Origin of the sequence: Legionella rubrilucens (assembly GCF_001468125.1) — a bacterium.
GTDB lineage: Bacteria > Pseudomonadota > Gammaproteobacteria > Legionellales > Legionellaceae > Legionella_C > Legionella_C rubrilucens.
In genome coordinates this window covers 491079-517327 of sequence record NZ_LNYT01000022.1, presented here as the reverse complement: position 1 = coordinate 517327, position 26249 = coordinate 491079, and the positions used below count along the sequence as shown (strand labels likewise).

Sequence of the window (26249 nt, the reverse complement as noted above, 5' to 3'; positions counted from 1 at the left end):
AATAAATTGGTGTCAGAACAGCAGGGTCAGCGCTGTACAAAACAAAATGACCACAAAACCGTAACGCAATTGTTTTACAGGCAGAATATAATTTAATTTTGCACCAAGGGGTGCAAATAACACACTGGGGATGGCCACAGCGACCACGGCCGGCCAATAAATAAACCCGGTGGCATAAGCAGACAGTCCTGACTCCCGGCTGCCGGTCAGAATAAAAATAAGGGTGCCAAGAAGAGCCACCGTTAGAGTGCATAAGGAGGATACGGGAGCAATTTTTCTCGTATCCACCCCGCAATAAGTAAGGTAGGGGATAATCAGCACGCCGCCGCCAACGCCTAACAATCCTGATTTAAAACCGATGATCCCTGTCACCAGGGCATTAACCCATCCGCGAGGGAATTGGCGATGCCGGGTTACTTTCTCTTCCCGAAGCATTTTAACACCCACTAACAACAAAAAGAGACCAAAAATAATCTCAAGCACCCGCGTCGGAATAAAATAGGCACTGACAGCGCCAGCAATCACACCGACGAAAATACCCGGCCATAAACGATGATAAACTCCCCATAAAATATCGCCCAGTTTAAAGTGTGAATAAATGGACGATTGCGAGGTAAATATCATCACGGCTAACGATGTCCCTGCCGCAAAATGCATGCTTAACGGAGGCGGGATCACGGCTTGCTGCTGGAAAATAGCAAGCAGGGCCGGCACCACCACAAGGCCGCCGCCAATGCCAAGTATGCCAGACAGCAAACCGGCAATTACACCGGCTACAGCATAAATCAGGGAGGTGAATAAAAGATCCGGCATCTAGGACCGCCCGGCCCGAATCAGGCCGCCCAGGCCTTCCGCTTCCAGCGCGCGCTGCAGGTGCAGGCGTATGGCCTGGGGGTGCTCAAACTCAAGTACCTCGGCTAAAATTTTACGGGCATTGGCTAACGAGAAATTGCGAATCACCCATTTGACGCGAGGTAAACTGACCGAATTCATGCTTAAAATATCAAAACCCATGGCCATTAATAAAATAACCGCCAGCGGATCGCTGGCCATCTCGCCGCAAATGCTGACCTCGACGCCCGCAGCATGCCCGCCTTCCACCACTTTCATCAAGGTCTGCAACATGGCCGGGTGAAACGCATCATAGAGGCCTGCCACCCGGGCATTGTTACGATCGACTGCCAATAAGTACTGCGTTAAATCATTGCTGCCAACCGAGAGAAAATCAACACGCTTCGCCAATTCGCGAGCCAGATAAACGGCAGCGGGAACCTCCACCATCACGCCAAGACGGGGTTTTTCAATGTTGCAGCCTTCTTCCAATAATTCACGATAAGCCTGCTCAATCAGCAAAATCGCTTCTTCCACCTCGCCCAGGGTTGTGACCATAGGCAACATGATTTTAAGGTTGTTTAATTCTTCACTGGCCCGCATCATGGCACGGATTTGCATCAAAAACACATCGGGATGATCCAGGGTGATGCGGATGCCCCGCCAGCCTAAATAAGGGTTATCTTCTTCGACCGGGAAATAAGGCAGGGTTTTATCGCCGCCAATATCCAGCGTGCGCATGGTCACATAACGCGGGGCGAAGGCCTTCAGGATTTGACGGTAGATAATGTATTGTTCGTCTTCGGAAGGAAACCTGTCGCGGCTCATGAATGGAATTTCAGACCGGTAAAGACCGACTCCCTCAGCCCCAACACTCATGGACAGGCCCGCATCCATCGCCAGGCCGGTATTCACCTGGAGAGAAATCCGATAATTATCGAGGGTTTCCGCCGGCTTGTCGCGCAGGCTGACTAAACTCTGATTCAAGGCTTCCTCTTCTTTGGCAAGCTTTTTAAACTCAGCCAATACCGATTTGGACGGCGAAAGATAGATATGCCCGAGAAAGCCATCGACAATAATGGCACGACCGCTTAACTGCTCGACTTTTAACCCCCTGACCCCCATCACGGTGGGCACATCCAGGGCACGCGCTAAAATGGCCACATGGGAATTATTGGCGCCGCGAGCCGATACCACACCCACGAGCTGCCCTTTGGGCACCTCAGCCAACGCCGAGGCAGGGATTTCCTCACCAATGAGCACCGTGCGGCGCGGGTAAGTGATTTCCTCACGCTGGCCGCGCTGCAATTCGGCCAGTACACGCCGGCCAAGATCGCGAAAATCGCTGGCGCGCTCGCGCAGGTATTCATCTTCCATGCTTTCAAATTGCTGCACGTGTTTTTTAATCACGACGGACAAGGCCGCCTGAGCGCTTAGTTTTTCCTGACGAATCACCTCTTCCACTTCCGCGCCCAGGCTTTCGTCATCGAGGATACGGACATACACGTCGAACAGAGCATGTTCTTCTTCCGCGACATTGCTTTTCATGCGCCGGCTTAAGCGTTGCATGTCCTCGCGGGCCACCTGCAGGGCGTCATAAAAGGTCGTCACTTCCTCATCGACATCCGCTTCCTCAACAGGGATACGCGGTACGGCGTCAATGTCTGCGGGCGGATAAACGACCACGGCACTGCCAATCCCGATGCCCGGCACGCTGCCTATTCCGCTTAATGAAGTCTGTACCACATCGGCCTTCTGGGCACCTATGGGTTTTGGCTGAGTGAGTTCGGCCAGTTCTCCTGTCGCCTCAGCATGGGCAATAATGCCGCCGAGCTGGGCGGCAAGCGTAATTAAAAACGCCTCTTCCGCGTCGTCGAAACAGCGCCGTTCAGACTGCTGCACGGTAATCACGCCGTATAATTTACGATGCTGAATAATGGGCACACCAAGAAACGCTTTGAATTGCTCTTCCTCCAGCAGCGGATCGTGGTGAAAATCAGGATGATTGGGCGCATCCTCGACATTGATGGGTTCTTCACGGCGCCCTACCAGACCAATGATACCGTTGTCCAAACCCACCCGTACGCGAAACTGGGCCTGTTTGTTCAATCCGTCAGTCGCAATCAGGACGTATTCGGCATGCTTGCTGTCAATGAGGTAAACAGAGACAGCATCGGTATCAACAGCCTTTCTGACCCGTTGTACCAATATGTCCAAAGCCTCTGTCAAATGGTTGGCTGTGGTGACGTCCTGTACGATGCGCTTGAGAATTTTTAACATTTATCGATTATGATTACCTCGCTTGCGGCGGTGGCTGAATGGGCTACGGCGTTTTTTTAATAAATACTCCAGTTCCTTCATGGCCTGGGCATACACTTGTCGTTTAAAAAAAATAACCTGCGCCGGCGGTTCGTTGTAATCAATCCAGCGCCAGCTGTCAAATTCGGGTGAATCGCTTAAATCCAGACGCACTTTCTGCTCGCTGGCGACTAACCGCAACAGGTACCATTTTTGCTTTTGACCAATGACTAAAGGTTCGCTGCCATGGCGCAAATATTGTTTGGGGAGGCGGTATTTAAGCCAGCGCCGGGTAGAGCCTAAGACTTCGATGTCTTCTTTATCAAGACCCACCTCCTCCCGCAACTCACGAAACATGGCATCCAGTGCGGTTTCCCCCTGCGCCAAACCGCCCTGCGGAAATTGCCAGGCATCATGACCGTGCCTTCGCCCCCAAAAAACCCGTCCAGAGTCATTAACCAGGATGATCCCTACATTCAGCCGATACCCGGCACGATCAATCACCATCTCATCACTGCTTAGACTAAATCACTAATGGCATAATTTTTCCATAAACTGCAAGACCTTGGCAAATAAATCTGCGATTATTGCTGACTTAACGAATAGGGGGCCAAATCAGACTGCTTCAAGGATTCCTCTGGGGCCGATTTTGCTGTTGGATTAAGGCACAAACCATACAGTGCATACAAGGATGGAAAATCGGATGGTTGGGACTCAGGCGTCGCCATCTGGATGTCGAGAGACACGTCCTTGATCGCCGCGTCCACTCGGAGCTTGGTCATCACCTCGGACGTCAAATGGAGAGCTCTACGCAACAGTTCTCCGCGATAGGGAATCTGGTTTTCACACGCAACCAGGTAAAATTGCATGATTTCAGCAATGACCGTTTCCATGAATTTAGGCAAAATGGTCAGCGTTCCGCCAAAAGAAGAATACGTGTATTGATTTTCGAATAAGTCAGCTGCTATGCCTTTAAGTAAACGCTGCCATTCAGAATCCATAGCAAAAAACAACAGGGAACTGTTCGGGTGTTTCTTATAGCAATCTTCAATGACTTCGGCAGCCAATTCAAATTGCTTAGCCAGATGAGCGGCCTGCAGTTTCATGGCATGATCGAAGTCCTCCTGCCCTTCTCGGATAGCCGCCAGCAAGGTTTTAATGACACGGGCATTGTCCTTGGCCTCATGAAAAATCAGAGCGGCATCGTATGAGGCCTGCTGTGTTTCCTTGTGGATGTCCGTTGCCTTTTCCAAACACTGTTTATGACTGTCCACTTTTAAAAACGGGTAATTGCAGCAATAAATTTCATAAATGTTTAAATACACACGGTAAATACTCAAAGCGCCGGCAAATTGCTGCATAAAAAGCTGAGCCTTTGGGGTATAAGGTTTTTCCGGTTTAAATTCATACCCCATTTTTACCCGTTGAAGCGATAGCCCGCTCTGGGCAACCTGGTAATCCAGCGCCTCGGTAATGCTTATTCTGACGGGCGACTGTGACTGCAGTTCGTTAGCGCGCTCTGCCAGAACTTGTTCTTCAGGCAAACAATTTTCCATACCGGGTTTGACGTCCTCCCAGTCAAACCATTGCTGCCCACTGGCCGCCCTTTCATGCAAATCCTGGTTTTTTTCATTAAAAAAATAGCTGCAGAGCTGTAACCTTACTTTTTTTAAGGTGCTTAAGTAGTTTTCTCTGCGCTTTTCCAGTGGCGAGAAAACCTTTTCCATTTCAAGTTGCAATTCTTCCAGTTTACTTTTGGTCATGCCGGTCTCCTTGACATCATCTCTGGCGGTAATTTCATCACTACGAATCGAAGGCTGTCAAGGCGATTATTATTTTTGCGTAATCGTCACGTCATTCTGGAAGACAGCAGGCAATGAACGCTATAATTAAAAGAGAATAAATTAGTCCTCATCATGAAAAAAAGAATACTTATTATTAATACCGGCGGCACCATCAGCTCCGTGAAAACCGAACACGGTTATGAACCGGCGGAAGGCTATGTTTCCGCCGCTCTGGCGCTGGTGCCCGCCTTGCGTCATCAGGAGATGCCATTCTATTCCATAAAAGAATACAAGCCCCTGCTTGATTCCTCCAACATGACGCTCAATGACTGGAATTTAATCGCTAGGGACATTGCCGAGGAATATGAGCATTACGACGGCTTTGTTGTTTTTCATGGGACCGACACCATGGCCTACACGGCCTCGGCGCTGTCCTTTATGCTCGAAAATTTAGCCAAGCCCGTCATCATCACCGGTTCGCAGATTCCCTTAGCCGAAGTGCGCAATGACGCACTGGACAATGTGGTCACCTCGCTGTGGTTGTGTGCCCATCAGCCGATCAACGAGGTTTGCATTTACTTCAACCAACGCCTGCTGCGCGGCAACCGGTCCCGCAAAATCAGTGCGCAAAGCTTTGATGCCTTCGACTCGCCCAATTACCCGCATCTGGCCTCCATTGGCATCAACATTGAATTGTATTACGACAATCTGTTGCCACCGCCTTCAAAATCCTTCCATCTGCAACCCATACAGCCGCATTTTATTGCCAATTTTCGCCTGTTTCCGGGCTTTGCGGCGGATGTGCTGAACTACCTGTTGCAGCAACCCTTGCAGGGACTGGTGTTAGAAACCTACGGTGCCGGCAATGCGCAGAACAAGGATCCCCGCTTTTTAAACATCCTCAGGGAAGCCTGCGATCGCGGCGTCATCATCGTGAATTGCACCCAATGCCAGCAGGGGCGGGTCGAGATGAATCAATACGCCACGGGGCATACATTAAAAGAAGCCGGGTTAATCAGCGGCCATGACATGACGCCGGAAGCGGCGCATTGCAAGCTGCTTTACCTTTTAAGTAAAAACCTGACTTCCGGGGAAGTCAGGGAACGCATGGAGATGAACTTGTTTGGGGAGCTCAGTCATTAAACTAGCTGTTGTAAGTGGCCGCGGTATGTAGCTCTTCCTTACTCTCTTCCTTGTCGCCCCCTAACTCTTTGATGGCCATCATAATGCATTTTTTTAGCTCCCCGGAATGAGGTCCCAGTGCAGGACCTGAAACAGTTGCCGAGGCAAAAAACGAAATGGTCACCGGAATTTCTAAGTTCGTACCATGATGCTCAACCAGTTCTTTATTTTTAAGCAGCAGTCGCCGAAGGAATTCCAGCACTCGTTTAGTGCAGACGTCTCTATAATTCTCAAGGTCTTCTTTAATCGTTTTGAGATCTTTGTCGCATTCCCTGATAAAACTCACCACAGCATCCTGTTTTTGTTTTTCCAGGAGATTGAGGGACGTGATTTTGGGATTATGGGTAATGGTTTTTAGTGTGCTTTGCGAGTTATCTCGGTTTTCTTTCACTTTGTGGGCCAGATAAACGCCTGCCCAGTAGCGAAACACGGTCAAAGGGTGTCGTTCGGAATCTTTGGCGTTGTAGGGAATGTCCAATAAACCGGCTGCGGCAAAACGATCATACAGTTGAGTGAGCAGGGTACTGACCTCATTCATGGCAGGCCCGAATGTTCCCTCCGAATAGCCTTTTTCATCGGCTTTCTCTCGTGCTTTTCTCCGGCATTCACTCAATAAATGATTTAATGCCCCGACGTTATTTTCATCCGACGCATCCGATGCCAGATTGCGAATGTCCGTCCGTAATATGTCCGTCAACTCGCGCTTGCATTGAGACAAGCTTTCATCACGGCCTAGCCCCAACCAACTGCACACCGTATTACCTACACTTTTATCTGAAGCCACTGACGTATCGCTTATTTTGGTCAGTTCTTTAATGAGGTATTCTTTCGCTATTTCAAGAAAAATAGTCATTGCACTACTCCTTTTGTCGCAATTTTTTTATCATATCAGTAATTTCAGGATTCGCAACATAAATGCAGACTGTTTAATTCGGCTACGGCCAACACATAAACACGACATAACGCAAGGATTAATTTATTCATGTCATTAGAGATTGTTATTTTAGCGGCCGGGATGGGCAAACGAATGTACTCCGATTTACCCAAAGTCCTGCACCCCTTGGCCGGCAAACCCATGCTTGAACGGGTGGTGGAGACAGCACAACAGCTACGTCCCCAGGCAATTCATGTCATTTATGGCCATGGCGGGCAGCAGATCAAAGAGGCGCTTTCACATCTATCCGTCAACTGGGTGGTGCAGGAGCAACAACTAGGCACAGGGCATGCCCTGCTTAAAGCCCTGCCTCATTTAAATCCCAAGGCGCAGGTCCTCGTGCTTTCAGGCGATGTGCCTTTGATTCAGGCCGACACGTTAAAGGCGCTGGTGACTTCGGCGACAGACGCTCAGGCCTTGACCCTGCTACTGGCCACATTGGACGATCCCACCGGCCTTGGCCGCATCGTCCGTAACCCCAATCAGGCCATCGAAGCCATCGTTGAGGAAAAGGATGCGACACCGGACCAACGGCAAATTCGCGAAATCTACAGCGGCATCTGCTGTGCCAGGGTCAGTGATCTCGTCCGCTGGTTGCCCCGGTTAAGCAATGATAACGCGCAGGGAGAATACTACCTCACGGAAATCATTACTCTGGCGGTGAACGAAGGCCAGACTATCGGTTCCATGCCCACCCCGCACGTGTTTGAAATTCAAGGCGTCAATAATCGCCTGCAGTTACAGCAACTGGAGCGCGTCTGGCAGCAGTACCAGGCTGAAAAGCTCATGCTTCAGGGCATTGGCATCGCCGATGCAGCACGCATTGACATTCGCGGCGAATTAGAATGCGGCAAAGACGTTTTCATTGATGTGAACTGCGTTTTTTCAGGAAAAGTGACGCTTGGCAAAGGCAGCCGTATAGGCCCTCATTGCACCTTGACCAATGTCACCCTGGGCGAACATTGCGAAGTCTTAGCCAACAGCGTGCTGGATGGGGCAGTGTTGGGTGATCATTGCCAGGTCGGCCCTTTTGCCCGTCTGCGCCCGGGCACCCGCTTAGCCGAACACTGCAAAATAGGCAATTTTGTTGAAACCAAAAACGCGGTGTTTGACATCGGCAGTAAGGCCAGTCATTTAAGCTATCTGGGTGATGTCACCTTAGGCAAAAAGGTCAATGTCGGTGCGGGGACCATTACCTGCAATTATGACGGCGTCAACAAACATCAAACCATTATTGAGGACGGGGTGTTTATCGGCTCAGACACGCAATTGGTCGCGCCAGTCACGGTAGGCGCCCATGCCACCATTGGCGCTGGCAGCACCATTCGTAAAAATGTCCCCTCCGGCGAACTGACCCTTACTGAAAGCCGGCAAAAAACCGTCTTTGGCTGGAAACGGCCGATCAAAAAAGAACCCTAACAGGCTTAAGCCGGCAGGTCTTTAAACCTTGCCGGCCCGGCTGTCCATAAGGCCCAGCGATTGCCGCTTCTTGACCAAACGGTAGAGCCAAAGCACCAGAGGCAATCCCAAAACCACCATCACCAGTTTATAAACCCAGCTTGTAATCGCCAGACTGAAAATCTGCTCGTAGGGGTAAATGCCGGCAAAAAGCAGGCTGTAGTTGACCAGGCATAACAGGGAAATGGCAATACTGTTGGCCACAAACAGGCGCAGACTCTGATTCCCCCCGGCGTAGCCGCTTTCCTTTAAGTTCTTAAGCAGCACGGCATTGCAGGTCAAGGTGACAAACAGGGCCAGGGTGGTCGCTGTGATGCGGCGGGGCATGATGAAATGGTAAAAGGGATTGAGATCAAAATAAGATGGTGAAGGCAAAACGATCGTCGTCATCAACAACACATCGAAGGTTAATTCACTCAGTAAGACCACAAACATCAGACGCAAATTGGCGCGGTAGTCATAAATCTCGCCCACCAGATTACTGGCAACCAGTAGAAACGGCGACAGGATGCCGCTGGCGGGCAAGGTCCAACCATTGTTAAATGAAACCAGCCGGTACTCGCAGGCTAAGCAGATTAACGTAATGACGACGGAAAAGCCAAGCAGGTAATGGTAAAAAGGCGACAGCAGGTAATCCGGCGTCGCCGCCCGGCGAAACAAGCGCAAACGGCTGCCAAACAATAAACCGGCCAGATACAGGATACTGGCGCTGAACATGATGCCGGAAGCAATCATTAGGGAATCAATGTAAATCTGCTGAAAATTAGGCACCTTCGGATCAGAGAACAGCAGAAAAAAATCCAGGGTAAAAAAACTGAATCCGCCGAACAAAGCCAGCAACAGCCGCTTGCGAGGCGAGGCGAACGTTTCATTCTGGGGAGAGCAGCACAGCAGGTGGGGAATATAAAAGCTCAAGCCAAATGCAAGCGTCGCGGCGAAAAATTTCTTGGGAATGTCTTCAAAAACTATCTGGTAAGCCATGTTGTCGCGGACATAATCGACAGACGGCAGATTGACCAATAGATAAACCCCTATGGAGAACAGGTAAAGGGCAAGCAGCGATTGATGAAGCACCTGCCGTTGCTGAGTCAACGTGCATGCTTTCAAAACCAGCAAATAAAAACAAGCCACCAGAGGACAAAGCACGCTGCTGGCTGTAAATACCATCCCCTGCAGGCTGATGATTTTAAAGGACACATTAATGAGCAGCGGCAGGAAGGTCATCATGGCCACAGAAAGGATGAGGTAATGACGAGGCTGAGATGAAGTCATAAAAATATCATGCAATTTGCCAATCTGAGGGCAAAATAAAGCCTTTACCGTGGCTGTTTACAAATTGTCCACGAATATAGCATTATTTCCATTATTTTGGCAACTTTATTGCAACCAGCACCCCGGCTCTTCCGATTCCTCCTGCATCTCCATGACGCTTGACGGGTTAGAATCCCGGCTTTCATCCGTTTTAAATGAAGGGAAAAACAGGCATGAATACCCTGAATGACTGCAGGGGGTTTTAGGCGGTTGATAATATGCGCTCATTTCCATGTAGAACTCGTTGCTTTGTTTTCGGCAATCCTCAAGCAGAATGTCAGCTATTTCCGCCGGTTCTTCGTTCACAAACTGCCGCAGGCGCTCATGGCTAATCATGGCATTGTGATCCATTAAGGCAAACACTTCTTTTTCTATCATCAGCATTTCTTTCACGGCCGCCGCTTTTTGCCCTGGATTTTTTAAAAAGACAAACTCTTTTTTAAAGAAATCCCCCGTCGACAAGACAAAGTAACTTTCATCCTGTTTAATATAAAGAATCATCAGGCCTAACAGCAATTCAGCAAAGGCATCGGCGTTCCATTGTTGTTTATGGTAGTTTCTATCGGGTTTAAACTGGGTCATGAACTGTTGATTCAGTACTGCATCCTTAAGCGTACCTCCTAAAATACGGTTAGCCCGCGCGGCATATTTCAGTAAATCAAATGTGCAAAGCGGCGCATCCTTCTCAATAAGCAGCTTAAGCTTCAATTGATTCATTTTAACCTTTAGCAGATCGATGATCGAAGCCGGCGTTACTCCGAGCAGCACAGCGGGCAAAGAGGAGTGAAAATCCTCCATGACAGCGAGAACAGTCTTCTCATTGAGGTTTTTATTCAACGGCAGGCGAAGGATGGCATTCTGCAGGTGGTCAAGGAAAAGGTATCCAGTCGCGGACTTAAAAAAATGAGGCGGAAAGGGCGCTGAATTAACGGCACTGAACAGCGATAACGATGGATTTTCAAGCTGCTTTTTCAACGATGCCCTGACGATAGCGGTCACATCATCCGGCCTCAGCGGGCAATTGATTTCCCATAAGAGAAGATAAAGCCTCTCTGAGGCGGCAATTAAATCCTCTTCTGTCTTTTGATTGAGGGATAAATCATACACTTCCTTGTGCAGGTGAACATAGAATGCCTGACCGGAAGGGGTGTTGAAAAACCGGGTTGGAAACCGCTTGAAGTCGCTCGGATCTAAAAGAGGTGGGACTTTCTCGTTTAAGTCATGTATTAATGCATTTCCAGTGCAGATGATTAAATTCCTGATAGCGGCCTCGGTTAAGTGAATACCTGCCTGTTCCCATAAAATCAGGTAAAGACGATCGGCGGCGGCCGCGAGCTCACTGGTATTGTTCTGACCGCTTACCATCAGATGATACAATTCCTTTTCAACATGCAGGGCGAATGCCTGGCAGGCGTCGGTGGTCCACCGCGAATTGACGCCGCCAATTTTTTGGTACAATAACCGGGCGGTTTCATTGGGTGTATTGCTCATCCGCACAATAGCCTGAAGAATAAAGGCATGATCATCGTTGGGCAGGGAGTAAATCCCATGGAGGATGTCTAACAATTTGCTCAATACGCCAAAACAGGTTTCCAGCGACAGGAGTCCTTTCCCATCATCAATTTGCTGAATAACCTGGTTAAACATCACGATCACTTCTCGCCGAAGCTCGTCCTCAGGCGGTGTTTTAGGCCTGAACGGTTGCTCTTCGGAAAACGAGTCACTGGCAGACGAGTCACTGCTGACAGACTGTTCTTCCTCCGTGACGCTCTCTTTGGAAACAACAACGGTCTCATCGTGCAGGGGACTTCCCTCATAAACGAAAATGTCTTCGCAGATTGACGTCCCCACTTCGTTTTCCCTCAGCTCCGACGTATCATCCGCTGGAAGATGTTTTTTGCCTGGGCATTTTAATGCCGACATTGTCGTTTGGATGCACTCCTCGGCCTCCGTGAGCAGATCGCTCAGCAGTGTTGTCTTCTGCGGGTTTCTCTGGGCTAGAAAATAGTCATACGCCAAGCCGCTCAACTCGCAATTCATCCGCCACAGGCGTTCTTTATTGCCCTGGTAGTTCATAACTCCCAAATCGATGCCATACAGTGCAGATACCCTTCTGATTTCAACCGGTATATTACTGGCACAGACTTCAAGAGAATGTTCAAGGATGATATCGACAAAGAATTTGGCCGCTTCACGTTCCTTTTCAGAAACGTAATGATCAACCAGGCTATACAGCAGTTTATAAAACCATTCCATGGTGCTAGAAACTGAAGGAGTGATACCCTATCATGTCACAATAACCTGCCTACTGAAAGGATTGTTCATGGCGAAATATCGGCGAAAGGCTTCGGCCAAAAGCGGCATGTTACCCGGCTCCGCCGTGTATGTCGGGGACAAGGAACCGCAAGCAACCCAGGTCATCATCCATGTTTTTGATGCCAATTCCTATCATCGCCATGACCATTTTAATGCCGAAAAAATTCATGAAGCGCTGGCGGCTCACCAGAATGTGTGGGTGGATGTGCAGGGCCTTTCAGACAGCAGCAAGATCGCAGACTGGTGCAATGAATTCCATATTCATCCGCTGGTCGTTGAGGACATCTTAAACACCCACCAACGTCCAAAGCTCGACATCCTCGATGACAGCCTCTTTATTGTTCTGCAATTACTGGACACGTCCGGCGACGAGGTGACTTACCAGCGCGAGCAATTCAGTATGCTGCTTCGCAAAAACCTGCTGCTCACTTTCCGTGAATCATCTCGTTTTAACCTGGCTTCGTTGTACGAGCGGTTAAGTAACCCCCATTCCCTGGTCTGTCAGCACCGCATGGAGTACTTAGCCTACCTGCTCATGGATACCATTGTTGATGATTACTTTAATTTTGTGGAAGAGACGGAGAAAAAATTAGGCGAGATTGAAGACATCATCATCATTAACCCCTCCGCCATTTCATTACGCGAACTCTATACCATCAAGCGGCGCACCATGACGCTCCGCAAAATTATCGCCCCGATGCGGGACATCGTCCATCTGCTGATAACCGAGCATGGCCGTCTGATTGATTCCCATTATTACCTCTATTACCGTGACCTGCATGATCACAGCATCCGCCTGGTTGAATTGATTGATCTGCATCGTGAAATGTCAACCGGCATGCTGGAAATTTACCTCTCGGCCGTCAATAATCACATGAACGAAACCATGAAAATCTTAACGCTGTTTGCGAGCCTGTTTATACCCTTATCATTTATCGCCGGAGTTTACGGTATGAATTTTGAATTCATGCCGGAATTAAAATGGCGTTATGGTTATCCCGCCATTTTAACCCTGATGATTCTGCTCGCCATACTGATGTTTTATTTTTTCAAGCGCAAAAAGCTGTTATAAACCCCTTTAGAACAAGGGGTCTGCATTTAACCCAGGGGATCCTTCCCCAGACTTTTGCTGCTGGAATGGGAACTTATACCCATCAGGCTGGCCGGATCTAAATCGTCTTCATTTCTGCTATTCACCTTCCTCGCAAAAAAATCACTGGTTAAGGGATCTTTCCTCAGATTCTTGCTGTCGGAATTGGAACTTATCCCCATCAGGCTGGCCGGATCTAAATCGGCTGCATTTTTGCTACTCGCCTGCTTCGCAAAAAAACCACCGGTCATCAAAAGACTCGGAGAATAGTCCTCGTTGTCGCGCGTTGCATAGCCCACTTCTGGTAGAGGTTGCGGCGTTGAAACCTCTCTGGAGCCATGGAGTACCTCGTCTGGTGAGAGCAGAGTTTTCTTGATAACAGGTTCGGACTTTTCCCCCTTTTTTTCTTTTTGAGGTGAAGACAGATGCAGGTATTCCATCTGCCTTAAATTTTCCTGCTCCGGCAGATCGACAATGTGCATGGCCTCCAGACGCCGGCGGAAAGCCGACAAACGCTGCATGAATGGCTCATTGGCCATCAGTTTTAAAACAAAGGCTACAACACCCGGCGGGGCTCCCAAGAACCCCGCAACCTTCGCCGAAATTTTAGGTATTTTTGTGGCGGCGGCAACAAGCAGCTTTTGACTGTATTTTTCAATCAACTGAATCGCCGCAATTATCCGGGTGCGCAGACTTTCCCAATTGGGTTCGACCACCGGATCGCGATAAAACGCTTTTTTCCCATGCAGCATGCGGGGCAAAAAGATGATTTTTGCCGTCTGTGTCGACGGGTGGTACCACACGGTTTTCCCCACAGTGAATACTTTCCCCCAGGGAATAACGGATTCATTCTTAAGCATTTCGGGGATTTTGGCCTTCAGTCCATAACCGATGATATCCAGTCCTACCTGCAGGCCGGCCTTATAAAGCCGAATGGGATCAGGCACTTGCCGTTTTGATTCGGCAACGGGCGGTGGAAGACGAATGTGCGCGGCCACTGCGATAAGCGTCACTAACCCTGTCTGGTTGATGATGGTTTCATACAATTCCCGAGGAACACCCGTCGTGTTTTCAATGAAATCATTGACGTAATACGACAGGATCGTATGAGTCATGCCCAGTACCCAGGCATACTCAGGGTATTCTTGCAAATAGGCTTGCACATGCTTTGGGGCCATGCCTTTTAAAACCGAGGTCAGAATGAAGTCGCCTGTGTGCTTGGCGGCCAGGCCATTGCCGACTACAGGCCCCACCACCGGAATTTTTTTGACCCCCTGGTTGATCGTGAAATCGGTCAGGCTGTACTTGACCAGATCACTCAATGCGCCAATGATGCCACTTAATTTTGATTCGTTCTTGCTGATCTCCCCCATTTTGTCCAATTGCGGATTCGCCGAGGTAATGGTGCCGCTCGCCTCAATCGAGACAGTGGCTAAGCGGATACCTATCTGGATGCGTTTACGGAATGCGTAGGCCGTGTGAGTCGTCCTTAAAAGCATCAGCGCCAGAGATAATGCCGTGCTGGTGCTTAGCCAGGGCTGCCCTTCGCTGCCTTCCAGTGCGGCCAGCAGCACGGATTCAAGGCTTTTTTCGATTTGGTAGGCGAGAACCAGAGCGCCGTAATCCTCAACCCCAATGCGGGCAAGATGCCCAAACGTGCGGCGAGTTTTGGGATGCAGAAGGGCAGCCTTCAATACATGAGGCAAGGCCGCCACTTCTTCTGTCAGCCCGATCAGCGTGTTGTACGAGAACTTCGCCGTCTCACCCGCGACCACGGGCAAAGACATCGAATTCAAGGTGTATTTAAATTTTACCGCCTGGGTCCAGGCTGACTGCGCCCAATCACTGGCTGTTTTCCAAACATCATTCCATCCCATTTAGCTCTCCTGCAAACGGTGAGATGATCATTCTAAGGGGGAATGCCTACTAATTACCAGATCCGCCGGTTTTTTTTACGAAGGAAATTTATTTTGTTTTATCAGGGTATTCGCACAAATCACGGATAAGGCACTGTGGACAACGGGGCTTGCGGGCGACACAGACATAGCGTCCGTGAAGAATCAACCAGTGGTGGGCATCCTGCAGAAATTCCTTATCCACCCTGGCCAGTAAATTCATTTCCACCGCGAGCGGTGTTTTACCCGGCGCAATGCCGGTGCGATTGGACACCCTGAAAATGTGCGTATCCACCGCCATGGTGGGCTGGCCGAAGGCGGTATTAAGCACCACATTGGCGGTTTTTCGGCCGACACCCGGCAATGACTCCAGGGCTTCGCGGTTATCCGGCACCTGGCCGTGGTAGCGTGTCAGCAGAATCTGGCAGGTTTTAATGACGTTGGCGGCTTTGCTGTTATAGAGTCCGATGGTTTTGATGTATTCTTTTAATCCATCCTCCCCCAGCGCAAGCAACGCCTGCGGGGTATTGGCGACAGGAAATAGGCGCGCTGTTGCCTTGTTGACGCTGATGTCCGTCGCCTGCGCCGACAACATCACGGCAATCAGCAGTTCAAACGGGGAACGGTAATGGAGTTCGGTGGTGGGGTGCGGGTTTTGGGCGCGAAAGCGCTCAAAAATAAGCCGTCGTTTGTTTTTATCCATTGGTTTTCTTTTTTGCTTCCACCCGCGCCAGTGCCTGAAGAATGTAATCCTGTTTTGCCTTTAAATCCTGTTGATTGCTTTCCTGAAGAGCCAATCGGCTTTTTTGGCGGTATTGCTGTTGCTTTTCATGTTCTTCCCGCAAAAGACGCGTCTGGCGGGCGCGATGGCGCTGGCGTGCCAGTTGGCGGTCATACTGCGGCTCCTCAAGCGGGTGCAAATCAATGCAATCCACGGGACAGGGCTCAACGCATAGACCGCATCCGGTGCATTCATGGGTGATGACGGCATGCATGCGTTTGGCGCTGCCCAGGATGGCATCCACAGGACAAGCCTGAATGCATTTGGTGCACCCGATGCATTCGGCCTCACGAATACGCGCAAGCGCCGGGGCACGGGTATTCAGTTTTACTTCGGCAAGCAGAGGCTTAACATCCACGTTCAGCAATTGGCCTAAGGCCTTAACGGTATTAATTCCCCCCGGCGGGCAGCGATCGATCGTGGTCGCGCCACGCGCCAGGGCCTCGGCATAGGGAAGGCAACCGGCATAACGGCATTCCCCGCATTGCGTCTGGGGCAAAAGCGCGTCAATGTCTTCGACCGTGGCCATTATTTAACTTTCATACCGGGTTGCGCCCCCTCGTCCGGGTTAAGCAAAAAGAGTCCTTTGCCGTCACCTGCCGCCAAGACCATGCCTTCCGATACGCCGAAACGCATGGTACGCGGCGCGAGATTAGCGACCATCACCGTCAATCGGCCAACGAGTTGTTCCGGCTGATAAGCGCTCTTGATACCGGCAAACACCTGTTTTTTCTGCTCGCCCAAATCGAGTTGAAGCCGCAGCAATTTATCAGCGCCTTCAACGGGCTCGGCCGCAATGATACGGGCTATGCGTAAATCGATTTTGCTGAAATCATCAATCGAGACCGTGTCTTCTTGAGCAGGGTTCTGCATTTTCTTTTCCTCCTGAGGCTTTGCGGCCGTTAACTTGCCTTCATTCAGCATGGCATCAATTTTTTCCCGCTCAACACGGGTTATCAATGGAGTAAAGGGGTGAATGGCATGATTAAGCAAGGGGGTATCCACAGTAGACCAGTCAAACGGCGCACAATTTAAAAAAGATTCCGCTTCCCTGGCCATGTCCGGCAGGACTGGTTTTAGATAGGTCATCAGCACCCGGAATAAATTGAGTCCCATGGTGCAAATACGTTGTACCTCGGGAAGGCGATCATTGTCTTTGGCCAACGCCCAGGGTTTATTGGCATCGATGTATTGATTCACCCGATCGGCACATTCCATGATGAGTCGGACAGCACGGGCATAATCGCGTTGCACCAACGCGTCAATCACCGCCGGCTTAACTGCCAGTAAATCCTGGTAAAGTGCAGGCTCAGACAATTCGGCGGCCAGGCGATTATCAAAGCGTTTGTTAATGAATCCCGCGCAGCGGCTGGCAATGTTCACTACCTTTCCGACCAGATCCGCGTTTACGCGATTAATGAAATCATCAAAATTTAAATCCAGATCATCCACGCGCCCGTTCAGTTTGGCCGCAAAGTAATAACGCAGGTATTCTGGATGCAAATGCTTAAGGTAAGTCCGCGCCTCGATAAACGTGCCGCGCGACTTCGACATTTTCTGCCCTTCCACGGTTAAAAACCCATGGGTGTAAACCGCGGTGGGCAAGCGGTGGTTGCTGCCCGCCAACATGGCCGGCCAGAACAGGGCATGGAAATAGACAATGTCTTTTCCGACAAAATGATACAGCTCCGTTTGAGAATTTTTATTCCAGAATTCATCAAAAGACAGCCCCTGTTCATCGCAGTATTTTTTAAAGCTGGCCATGTAGCCGATTGGGGCATCCAACCACACATAAAAATACTTGTCCGTTTGACCGGGAATAGGAAAACCAAAATAGGGTGCATCCCGCGAAATATCCCATTGCTTTAAGCCGGCGGCAAACCATTCATCCAGTTTGTTGGCGACTTCCGGCTGCAAATGGCCTTTACGCGTCCAGTCTTTTAAGAGTTGTTCATAGCGCGGTAAATCAAAAAAATAATGCTCCGATTCTTTTTCAATCGGGGTGGCGCCGGAAATGGCGGAAACAGGATTAACCAAATCCGTCGGCGCATAAGTCGCACCGCAGGCTTCACAATTATCACCGTATTGATCATTCGCTCCACACTTGGGGCAGGTGCCTTTGACATACCGGTCGGGCAGGAACATCGCCTTCAATGGATCATAAGCCTGACGAATGGTTTTGGTCACGATGTCGCCATTGGCTTTAAGCCGTTCGTAAATTAAACCCGCCAGGGCCTGGTTTTCCGGGGAATGGGTGGTATGGTAATAATCATAAGCAATAGCAAAAGCTTTAAAATCGTGCTCATGGCTGGCTTTCATTTCCGAAGTCAGCGCCTCAGGCGTCACCCCCATCTGCTCAGCCTTGAGCATGATCGGCGTACCGTGCGCATCATCCCCGCAAATACTGATGCACTGATGCCCCAGCATTTTATGGGTACGAACCCAGATGTCGGTTTGAATGTGTTCAACGAGATGGCCCAGATGCAAATGGCCATTGGCATAGGGCAGCGCGCTGGTGACCAGCATTTTTCGAGAATCGCTCATACGTTTGCCTGCGCAGTCAAAATGGCCGATTATACCCCATGACTCTTAAGAATGCATATGAAGAAATAAAAAAACGCGGCTTACGCCGCGTTAACAGAAGCGATTGAACGATTACGAGGACAAAACGGTTGCCCCGTTTGGATTCGGGCTTTCATGTTCAGAGACGATAGGCTCGCTAGTCGTTGCCTTCACTTTTTCAACGTTCTTCTCTTCCAGATCGTCTTCGTCAAAGGTAATAAGCGATGTTTTAGAGGGGTTTCCACCTAACTTTGCCATAGGATTTGGAGAAGACAATCCTTTTTGGGGCGCTTTTGGAGAATTTTGCGACTCATTGTCTGATTCTTCATCCTCAACCAATGGACTGAAGGCCGGTTTTTTATCTTTGCCTGGGGGATTAATCCAGGCATCCAGCGAATTGGTTAATTTAACACCCAGGTTCCATATGAGGGTAAAGGCCAGAGTAGCGGCACTACCTAATGCACCCACAACAAAAGCACCCGCTACAGGCGACATTGCCGTGATCGCTGCACCAATCGCAGGCGCATTAACAGCGAGGAAACCGGTGATAGCGACAGCCACAGGCGGAACGAAAAAATACAGTGCAGTCAGAACAGCACCAACCAGCAGGGCCATAAAAACCGCAGTGACTAATTTCCAGTTATTTTTTAACCACTTTAACATCGATTACTCCTTTATTATTTTGGCTCAAAGCGGGACTCATCATAGCAGCATTCACCCAAGCATGAAACAAAAATGTGCAGTATGTTGTAACGTTTCTGTAAAGGAGCAATTTTTTTACTGTTATCAGTCGGTTACGTAACGTGTAGGGTCGATTATGCCCGCTTCATTAAAGCCTTTCCTGCGGTAAGCGCAACTGTCGCAACGACCACAGGCCAATCCTTCAGGCGTAGCCTGATAACAGGAAACCGTCAGACTGTAATCCACACCGCAGGCTATTCCCTGGCGAATCGTTTCTGCCTTGCTCCATGCAATTAAAGGGGTATGAATCATGGTTTTATGGCCTTCTATCCCCGCTTTGGTGGCGAGATTGGCCATGGCTTCAAAGGCGGCAATGTATTCCGGCCGGCAATCAGGATAACCGGAATAGTCAATCTGGCTAACACCAATGAACAGATCGAAAGCCTCAAGCGTTTCAGCAAACCCCAAAGCCACCGCTAAAAAAATGGTGTTGCGTGCCGGCACGTAAGTGACCGGGATTTTGCCGTCACCGCAATAATCCGGCACAGCCACGGAGGCATCCGTTAAGGCAGACCCTTTGAATTGACCGATATCCAGAGTAAACACACGATGCTCGATTACCCCTAACTGGCGGGCGACGCGCTTGGCGGCCTCAAGCTCGGCGTTGTGGCGTTGGCCATAATCAAAACTCAGGGCATAACAGGCATATCCCTGTGATTTGGCGATAGCAAGGCAGGTGGTGGAATCCAGACCGCCGGATAATAAAACAAGGGCCTTTTTCATGATTACCCGTAAAAAAACCAACAAGGGCGGCCATCATAGCACAATCTGAGACAAGCCAGTCCTTAAATCCCCGATGACCGGTGATTGCCAATTTCAGCCGGATACTGCTAAAATCCGCACAATTTGCCTGTCCATTGGATGAAGATGTCAGCACTGTTTCCTGTTATCCTGGCCGGAGGGTCGGGTACCCGCTTGTGGCCCTTATCCCGTAAAAACTTTCCCAAACAGTTTTTATGCCTGCAGGGGCAACACTCCTTACTGCAGGAAACCATGAAGCGGGTAGCAAGCCTTGCCTGCGAGCAGATTCTGGTGGTCAGCAATGACGCGCATTATTTTCTTTGCCAGGAGCAGCTGGAGCAATTGCAATTGGCTGAAACGCCGCAATTGACCTACCTGCTTGAGCCCTGCGCCCGCAATACCGCACCCGCCATTACCGTCGCCGCCCGTCATCTGGTCAATCAGGCCGGTCGTGAAGCGTTGATGCTGGTTTTGCCTTCCGACCACTGGATAGCCGACTCCTCAGCCTGGCAAAAAGCCATGGCTCAGGGTTGTCAGTATGCCGCGGAAGAAGACGTTATCATTACCTTTGGTATCCGCCCTGACAGCCCTAAAACCGGCTATGGCTATATTGAAGCCGGCAATGAATTGGCACCAGGTATTTTCGCATTGCAATGCTTCCGAGAGAAACCGGATGCCGCTCTGGCCGCCTCCTTTGTGGAGCAGGGGCATTATTACTGGAACAGCGGCATGTTTGTCTGCCGCGCCGGCGTGTACCTTGATGAAATTGAACGGCATGCGCCGGATATTGCCAGCCAAAGCCAGCAGGCCTTGAGCAAAGGCCATCATCACCAGGATTTTCTTCGCCTGGATGATGAAGCGTTTTCCCAATGCCGCAGTGACTCCATCGATTACGCGGTCATGGAAAAAACCGACAAGGCGGTGGTTATTCCTGTCGATATTCAGTGGAGTGACTTAGGCTGCTGGACATCAGTCGCTGAAGCCAATACCTTGGATGAGCAGGGCAATGTCCTGCATGGCAACGTCATTGCCAAGGAAAGCCATAATTCCCTCATCAGCAGCAGCAATGCCTTGATCACGACCTTAGGCATCAAAAACCAGATCATTGTCGCCACGCCCGATGCCGTGCTGGTCGCCGACAAGAGCTACTCGCAGCAGGTGAAAGATCTGGTGAACTCCCTCACGGGTGACAATCAGCAACTGGTGGACGATCACCAGCGCGTCATGCGCCCCTGGGGTTATTATGAAATATTAGCGGAGGGTCCTGCCTTTAAAGTCAAACGCCTGATGGTTAAACCCGGCGCCCGCCTTTCCCTGCAGAAACACCAGCATCGCGCTGAACATTGGGTGGTGGTCGGCGGTGAGGCCGAAGTCGTGAATGATGAAAAAATCATGCACTTGGAGGCCAATCAATCCACCTACATTCCGCCCAGGACCCGCCATCGCCTCTCAAATCCCGGCAAGCAACCGCTTTTTGTCATTGAAGTGCAAAGCGGTCATTACCTTGGCGAAGATGACATTGAGCGATTTGATGACATTTATCAGCGCAAATTGGTTGATTCTTAGTAATTTAACTGCGTTTTACAGTAAATAATTTTTCAACAGTGTAAATTCCATACTCACATCTTGTGCACCAAACGCCTGCTATGTTATAAAATAATACAGATTGCGCGATTAATTGTGCATTGCTATCACCACTCCAGCTATATGAGGTGATCCATGAGTGTGAAGACCGAAACATTGTTACTGAAGCCTGAAACCCTGTTAAGTCCTATGGGTATTGATGCCGCCTCTAACTTTTATCGTGCACGCACTTTGGTTAACCTTTTCAATGGTGAAGAACTGGCAGGGTTACAAAATTACGCTCCGAGCCTTCTCCCTTTTTACCTCACTGAATTAGATGCCATTAATACGGCAAGCTTCGCTTTCTTAAATAAAGTAAAGAAAGAGGCTTTGCAGAAGAAGTTAACACTGATCTATTTTTTACTGTATGCCCAATACCAGCTCGAATCCACGCAGGGCCGGCAGTACAATTTAAAAAAATACCGCGAATCCATGGAGCGATGCGCGGCGTTGATGGATCAATTAAGGGTTATGACGGAGACAGACTTACACTCGCCTGAACAACAGCATCAAATCGAACAGGTTTCCACTGAAAAGTACCTGAAATTCACGGGTATGATTGTGGGGCAGTGGTTGGCCGACAGACTTCAAGAGCTCTACGGTCTTAAGGATCTTAAGCCAGCTTCTGAGAATGCTGAGTTTGCCAGACTCGAGGCCATTGAAGCAGAAAAAATCGCGCAAGGTGAATTTGCCAGCGGCAATACCGCCTTCATTAAGAAATGGATGGGTGCCATTAATGAGCGCCGTCTTTATTGGGTATGGGGCGGCGGCATGCTGGCCAGCGTGCTCGACTTGTTATCGGATGATTTCTTTAACAAACAGCAGACACAGACCGCGGTCTCCGCACCCTCGCCTTTCACCGGTTACATGAGCTGGCTGCTTTATTATGCCCGTTTTATTCTTAATATGATCCTGGTATTAAAACATACCTTTGTCGGTCCCTGGATGACAACGGAAGAGCAGGAAGCAGCCAAATTAACCTCACCCTGGCAGCGATTCACAGGCCAGTTGAAAGAGCGCAAATTTGCATTGCTGAATGATTCCATTTGGGCAACAGCCAATCTAGTCTGTTTCTTCTGGTTAAAAGGCCCGGGCTGGATGGGTTGGGGCGGTAATTTAGCGACAGCCGCCTTGCTGGCCATGGATCTGGTTCTCTCGGTCATTCGTTATTTTGAAGAAGAAACGAATCATAAACAGCACATTGCCATGCTTAATAAAACCATTGGCGAGCTTCGATTAACGCCCGGAAATGAAGAACGCATTGCCGAGCTTCATAGAGCAATTGTCCAGGCTGAGTTTAACTGGAAGTATAAAAAGTACAGCACAATCAATGACATCGCCTACTCTGCTGGCCTGTTGATTGCCTTTGCCGTGGTTTGCTGCGGGTTTGCACCGCCGGGGCTCATTGCAGCACCCGCGCTGCTGATCGTTGCGGCGGTAGGGGCCGCCCTGTGTTTTACGTTGACAGTGATTTACTCCGCAGTCACCAGCGGCATTGAAATGGCTAAAACCAAAGCCACCGCTGAGCAGATGAAGAAGGAATACGACGAATGTTTCAACAAGCTCCTGGCCTGCCAGACCGAATACAAACGCCTCGAGGGGAACGAAGAAGAGCTCTTAATTGATTTCTCCGAGGTCCGCAAAGAAAGGCGTGAGGAGCTCGAAGATCAAATGCGGGTTTACTACCTGATGCTTAAAGATTTTGAAGCGGGGGTCGACTACCAAAACCGTCTGGCCCGATTCCAGAGCGTAAAACTGGTGCGCTCGATCGTTGTCGATGCCTGCATACCGGTTTTAATTTTTGCAAGCTTCACGTTCATGCCGCTGCCCATCGCCATCGCCGTTCTGGCTGCAGGCTTATTACTGGCGGGTTTGTCTTACCTGCTGATTAACCGGTTTGAGCCTAAACCGGCTGAGAAGGCGGTTTTGGACGGCCATGATAACGACTTTGCAAAATTCCTGGAAAAACCAGTCAATGCGTTCAATAAACAAAAGTCACCCAATGCCGGCGGCTTTTTCAGTCCGGTGGAAGAGGAAAAAAGCCTTTTACTCGATACCGGGGAAAACCGGCAGCCAGACTCAGGCACCTCACCGGACTTACTCACCATCTAATCATCTCCACCGCATCTTACCCAATAAGGAAGTTGGGTATGATGATAAAAAAGTGTATAATTGCACAATTTGTTGTTCAATTTCCTTGCGACCATGAATCTTGATAAACACTATGACGTGATTGTTATCGGCGGCGGCCATGCCGGCACTGAAGCCGCTATGGCAGCGGCACGCCTCGGGTGCCAAACCCTGCTTTTAACCCATAACATGGATTTACTGGGGCAGATGTCCTGTAATCCGGCCATCGGCGGCATTGGCAAAGGCCATCTGGTTAAGGAAATTGACGCGATGGACGGTGTCATGGCCTTAGCAGCCGATGAGGCAGGGATTCAATTTCGCATCCTGAATGCCTCCAAAGGCCCTGCCGTGCGGGCAACCCGTGTTCAGGCGGATCGGGTGCTTTACCGTCAGGCCATACGACAGCGTCTGCAACGGCAGGCGAACCTGACCCTTTTTCAACAGGCCGTGGATGATTTGATCATTGAACAGGGACGGGTCACCGGCGTGGTCACTCAACTGGGTTTAACCTTGCGCGCCAAAGCGGTGGTCCTGACTGTCGGAACGTTTCTTGGCGGGAAGATTCATGTCGGTATGAACAATTATGCCGGCGGTCGTGCAGGCGATCCGCCTGCCATTGCCCTGGCGAAGCGGTTACGCGAGCTGGAGTTACCCGTCGGCCGTTTAAAAACCGGCACACCGCCGCGCATCGACAGCCGCTCGCTGGATTACTCCCAGATGGAAGAACAGCCTGGGGACACGCCGGTACCCGTCTTCTCGTTCCTGGGTCATGCCGGCATGCACCCCCAGCAATTGCCCTGCCACATTACGCATACCACCGCAAAGACCCATGAAATCATTCAGGCAAACCTGCATCAATCGCCCATGTACGCCGGGGTTATTGAAGGCGTGGGGCCCCGTTACTGCCCGTCTATTGAAGACAAAGTGGTGCGCTTTGCTGATAAATCATCCCATCAGATTTTTGTTGAACCGGAAGGGCTGACCAGCGATGAGATTTACCCCAACGGCATTTCGACCAGCCTGCCGTTTGAGGTGCAGGTCGCTTTCGTCCGCACCATTAAAGGCTTTGAAAATGCCCACATCACCCGCCCGGGCTATGCCATCGAATACGATTATTTTGACCCGCGCGGTTTAACTCCCTATCTGCAGACCAAACCCATAGCCAACCTGTTTTTTGCCGGCCAGATTAACGGCACCACCGGCTATGAAGAGGCCGCCGCGCAGGGCATCATTGCCGGCATGAATGCGGCATTGCAGGTTCAGGAGAAGGCCTTGTGGTGTCCTCGCCGCGATGAGGCTTATATTGGCGTCCTTATCGATGATCTGATTACCTGCGGGACTCAGGAACCCTATCGCATGTTTACTTCGCGCGCGGAATACCGTCTGTTACTGCGCGAAGACAATGCCGATTTGCGCCTGACAGAAAAAGCCTATCAATTGGGCATGGTGTCTCAGCAACGCTGGCAGGCATTTTGTGAGAAACGGGAAGCCATTGAACGGGCGCAGGCCGCCTTGAAAGACACACTCATTCGTGTCAGTCACAATGATCTGCTTCAGCCGCTGCTCGAAAAACCCCTGCAGCAGGATTGCCGTGCCGCTGAATTATTGAAACGACCGGAAATCACTTACCACCAATTACAAAGCATTGCTGCCTTTGATCTGCCTGTTTTGCCGGCGGATGTATCTGAGCAGGTTGAAATTCAAAGCAAGTACGCAGGCTACATTGAGCGTCAGCAACTGGAAATTGAACGTCTGCGCAAACACGATAATACCCAGTTGCCGGCCGACTTCGATTACAGTCAGGTCACTGGTTTATCGACGGAAGTCATGCAAAAACTAACGCGCATTAAGCCGGTCACTCTGGCACAGGCCGGGCGCATTTCCGGCGTGACACCTGCCGCTTTATCGCTGCTGTTAATTCACCTTAAAAAACAACGGACAACTGCATGAAAGCACTAAGACCGCCTGCCCCTCTTTTGCGCGAAGGACTTGAACAACTGGGATTGCCTGATTTCAGCGAACCCCTGCTGGCTTACTTGTTATTGCTGGAAAAATGGAATCATGTTTACAATTTGACAGCCATCCGCGATGTGCCGGCCATGGTTACCCGCCACGCTCTGGACAGTTTGGCCATTTTGCCTTTTCTGCACGGCCAATCCCTGATTGATGTGGGCACCGGACCGGGCTTACCGGGAATCCCGCTGGCCATCGCCCGCCCTGAGTTAAGTCTCGTCTTACTTGACAGCAATGGCAAAAAAATCCGTTTTCTTGAGGAAGTCAAAAGGCAATTGCAGCTCGATAACATTGAAATCATACAATCCCGGGCAGAAAACTACCACCCTTCCCTTGCTTTTGATACAGTAATAAGTCGGGCATTTAGCGATTTGGCGCAAATGGTTGGCTGGACTAAGCATCTGGTGGCAAAAGACGGTCTCTGGCTCGCGATGAAGGGCCGTTACCCCGAGACAGAATTGGCCATGATTGATTTCCCATACCAGGTCCATCCTTACACTGTTCCCGGTCTTGATGGGGAACGATGCGCGGTCATTATCAACAATCACTAATCAAGGAT

General features: G+C 50.1%; 20 protein-coding genes. 7 read left to right on the top strand and 13 right to left on the bottom strand.

What is annotated here, in order from left to right; all coding sequences use genetic code 11:
• Nucleotides 1-12: 12 nt before the first annotated feature.
• The 4 genes from Lrub_RS14125 to Lrub_RS14110 form a co-directional block, all read right to left on the bottom strand.
• On the bottom strand, nucleotides 13-813 hold the full coding sequence (locus Lrub_RS14125) for a sulfite exporter TauE/SafE family protein (RefSeq protein WP_058532735.1): 801 nt from the start codon (nucleotides 811-813) through the stop codon (nucleotides 13-15).
• Nucleotides 814-3111 carry a phosphoenolpyruvate--protein phosphotransferase gene (gene ptsP, locus Lrub_RS14120; protein WP_058532734.1) on the bottom strand — a complete coding sequence of 766 codons (2298 nt, stop codon included), beginning with the start codon at nucleotides 3109-3111 and terminating at the stop codon, nucleotides 814-816. It abuts the gene before it with no gap.
• Entirely contained in the window at nucleotides 3112-3636 is a 525-nt protein-coding gene (locus Lrub_RS14115; protein ID WP_058532733.1) for an RNA pyrophosphohydrolase, read from the bottom strand.
• A gap of 77 nt (nucleotides 3637-3713) precedes the next feature.
• Nucleotides 3714-4892: a hypothetical protein gene (locus Lrub_RS14110; protein WP_058532732.1), complete on the bottom strand. Its 1179-nt coding sequence runs from the start codon at nucleotides 4890-4892 to the stop codon at nucleotides 3714-3716.
• Between the two features lie 153 nt (nucleotides 4893-5045).
• On the opposite strand from Lrub_RS14110, the gene ansA reads away from it, so the two are divergent.
• The gene (ansA, locus tag Lrub_RS14105; RefSeq protein ID WP_058532731.1) at nucleotides 5046-6056 is read left to right on the top strand and encodes an asparaginase; all 1011 of its coding nucleotides are present in this window, start codon (nucleotides 5046-5048) and stop codon (nucleotides 6054-6056) included.
• A gap of 1 nt (nucleotide 6057) precedes the next feature.
• Here ansA and Lrub_RS14100 read toward each other — a convergent pair whose 3' ends face one another.
• On the bottom strand, nucleotides 6058-6948 hold the full coding sequence (locus tag Lrub_RS14100; protein WP_058532730.1) for a hypothetical protein: 891 nt from the start codon (nucleotides 6946-6948) through the stop codon (nucleotides 6058-6060).
• Nucleotides 6949-7077: 129 nt separating this feature from the next.
• Between Lrub_RS14100 and glmU the strand changes: the two genes are divergently transcribed.
• Nucleotides 7078-8448 carry a bifunctional UDP-N-acetylglucosamine diphosphorylase/glucosamine-1-phosphate N-acetyltransferase GlmU gene (gene glmU / locus Lrub_RS14095; protein ID WP_058532729.1) on the top strand — a complete coding sequence of 457 codons (1371 nt, stop codon included), beginning with the start codon at nucleotides 7078-7080 and terminating at the stop codon, nucleotides 8446-8448.
• Nucleotides 8449-8469: 21 nt separating this feature from the next.
• Here the strand turns inward: glmU and Lrub_RS14090 are convergent, their stop codons facing one another.
• Together Lrub_RS14090 and Lrub_RS14085 are read right to left on the bottom strand one after the other, a co-directional pair.
• Entirely contained in the window at nucleotides 8470-9759 is a 1290-nt protein-coding gene (locus tag Lrub_RS14090; protein WP_058532728.1) for a VUT family protein, read from the bottom strand.
• A gap of 105 nt (nucleotides 9760-9864) precedes the next feature.
• Complete coding sequence (locus Lrub_RS14085; protein WP_058532727.1) at nucleotides 9865-12054, bottom strand: hypothetical protein; 2190 nt, start codon at nucleotides 12052-12054, stop codon at nucleotides 9865-9867.
• 67 nt (nucleotides 12055-12121) lie between these two features.
• Between Lrub_RS14085 and corA the strand changes: the two genes are divergently transcribed.
• Nucleotides 12122-13186 (top strand): magnesium/cobalt transporter CorA, encoded by a 1065-nt coding sequence (gene corA / locus Lrub_RS14080; protein ID WP_058532726.1) that lies wholly within the window; start codon nucleotides 12122-12124, stop codon nucleotides 13184-13186.
• Nucleotides 13187-13212: 26 nt separating this feature from the next.
• On the opposite strand, the gene Lrub_RS14075 is transcribed toward corA, so the two are convergent.
• The 6 genes from Lrub_RS14075 to queC form a co-directional block, all read right to left on the bottom strand.
• On the bottom strand, nucleotides 13213-15081 hold the full coding sequence (locus Lrub_RS14075) for a hypothetical protein (RefSeq protein ID WP_058532725.1): 1869 nt from the start codon (nucleotides 15079-15081) through the stop codon (nucleotides 13213-13215).
• Nucleotides 15082-15169: 88 nt separating this feature from the next.
• The gene (nth, locus tag Lrub_RS14070) at nucleotides 15170-15802 is read right to left on the bottom strand and encodes an endonuclease III (RefSeq protein ID WP_058532724.1); all 633 of its coding nucleotides are present in this window, start codon (nucleotides 15800-15802) and stop codon (nucleotides 15170-15172) included.
• Nucleotides 15795-16409: an RnfABCDGE type electron transport complex subunit B gene (locus Lrub_RS14065; protein WP_058532723.1), complete on the bottom strand. Its 615-nt coding sequence runs from the start codon at nucleotides 16407-16409 to the stop codon at nucleotides 15795-15797. Before Lrub_RS14065 ends, nth begins: the two co-directional genes overlap by 8 nt.
• A complete protein-coding gene (metG, locus tag Lrub_RS14060; protein WP_058532722.1) occupies nucleotides 16409-18424 on the bottom strand; it encodes a methionine--tRNA ligase in 2016 nt (671 codons plus the stop codon). The genes Lrub_RS14065 and metG overlap by 1 nt, the downstream gene beginning before the upstream one ends.
• A 111-nt stretch (nucleotides 18425-18535) precedes the next feature.
• Nucleotides 18536-19105 (bottom strand): hypothetical protein, encoded by a 570-nt coding sequence (locus Lrub_RS14055; protein WP_058532721.1) that lies wholly within the window; start codon nucleotides 19103-19105, stop codon nucleotides 18536-18538.
• 123 nt (nucleotides 19106-19228) lie between these two features.
• Nucleotides 19229-19906 (bottom strand): 7-cyano-7-deazaguanine synthase QueC, encoded by a 678-nt coding sequence (queC, locus tag Lrub_RS14050; RefSeq protein WP_058532822.1) that lies wholly within the window; start codon nucleotides 19904-19906, stop codon nucleotides 19229-19231.
• Between the two features lie 144 nt (nucleotides 19907-20050).
• Between queC and Lrub_RS14045 the strand changes: the two genes are divergently transcribed.
• The 4 genes from Lrub_RS14045 to rsmG all read left to right on the top strand — a co-directional run bounded on the left by Lrub_RS14045 (nucleotide 20051) and on the right by rsmG (nucleotide 26241).
• Entirely contained in the window at nucleotides 20051-21490 is a 1440-nt protein-coding gene (locus Lrub_RS14045) for a mannose-1-phosphate guanylyltransferase/mannose-6-phosphate isomerase (protein WP_058532720.1), read from the top strand.
• 153 nt (nucleotides 21491-21643) lie between these two features.
• Nucleotides 21644-23659 carry a hypothetical protein gene (locus Lrub_RS14040; RefSeq protein WP_058532719.1) on the top strand — a complete coding sequence of 672 codons (2016 nt, stop codon included), beginning with the start codon at nucleotides 21644-21646 and terminating at the stop codon, nucleotides 23657-23659.
• A 93-nt stretch (nucleotides 23660-23752) separates the two neighbouring features.
• A complete protein-coding gene (mnmG, locus tag Lrub_RS14035) occupies nucleotides 23753-25627 on the top strand; it encodes a tRNA uridine-5-carboxymethylaminomethyl(34) synthesis enzyme MnmG (RefSeq protein ID WP_058532821.1) in 1875 nt (624 codons plus the stop codon).
• Nucleotides 25624-26241: a 16S rRNA (guanine(527)-N(7))-methyltransferase RsmG gene (gene rsmG, locus Lrub_RS14030; RefSeq protein ID WP_058532718.1), complete on the top strand. Its 618-nt coding sequence runs from the start codon at nucleotides 25624-25626 to the stop codon at nucleotides 26239-26241. The genes mnmG and rsmG overlap by 4 nt, the downstream gene beginning before the upstream one ends.
• The last annotated feature ends 8 nt before the right edge of the window (nucleotides 26242-26249 follow it).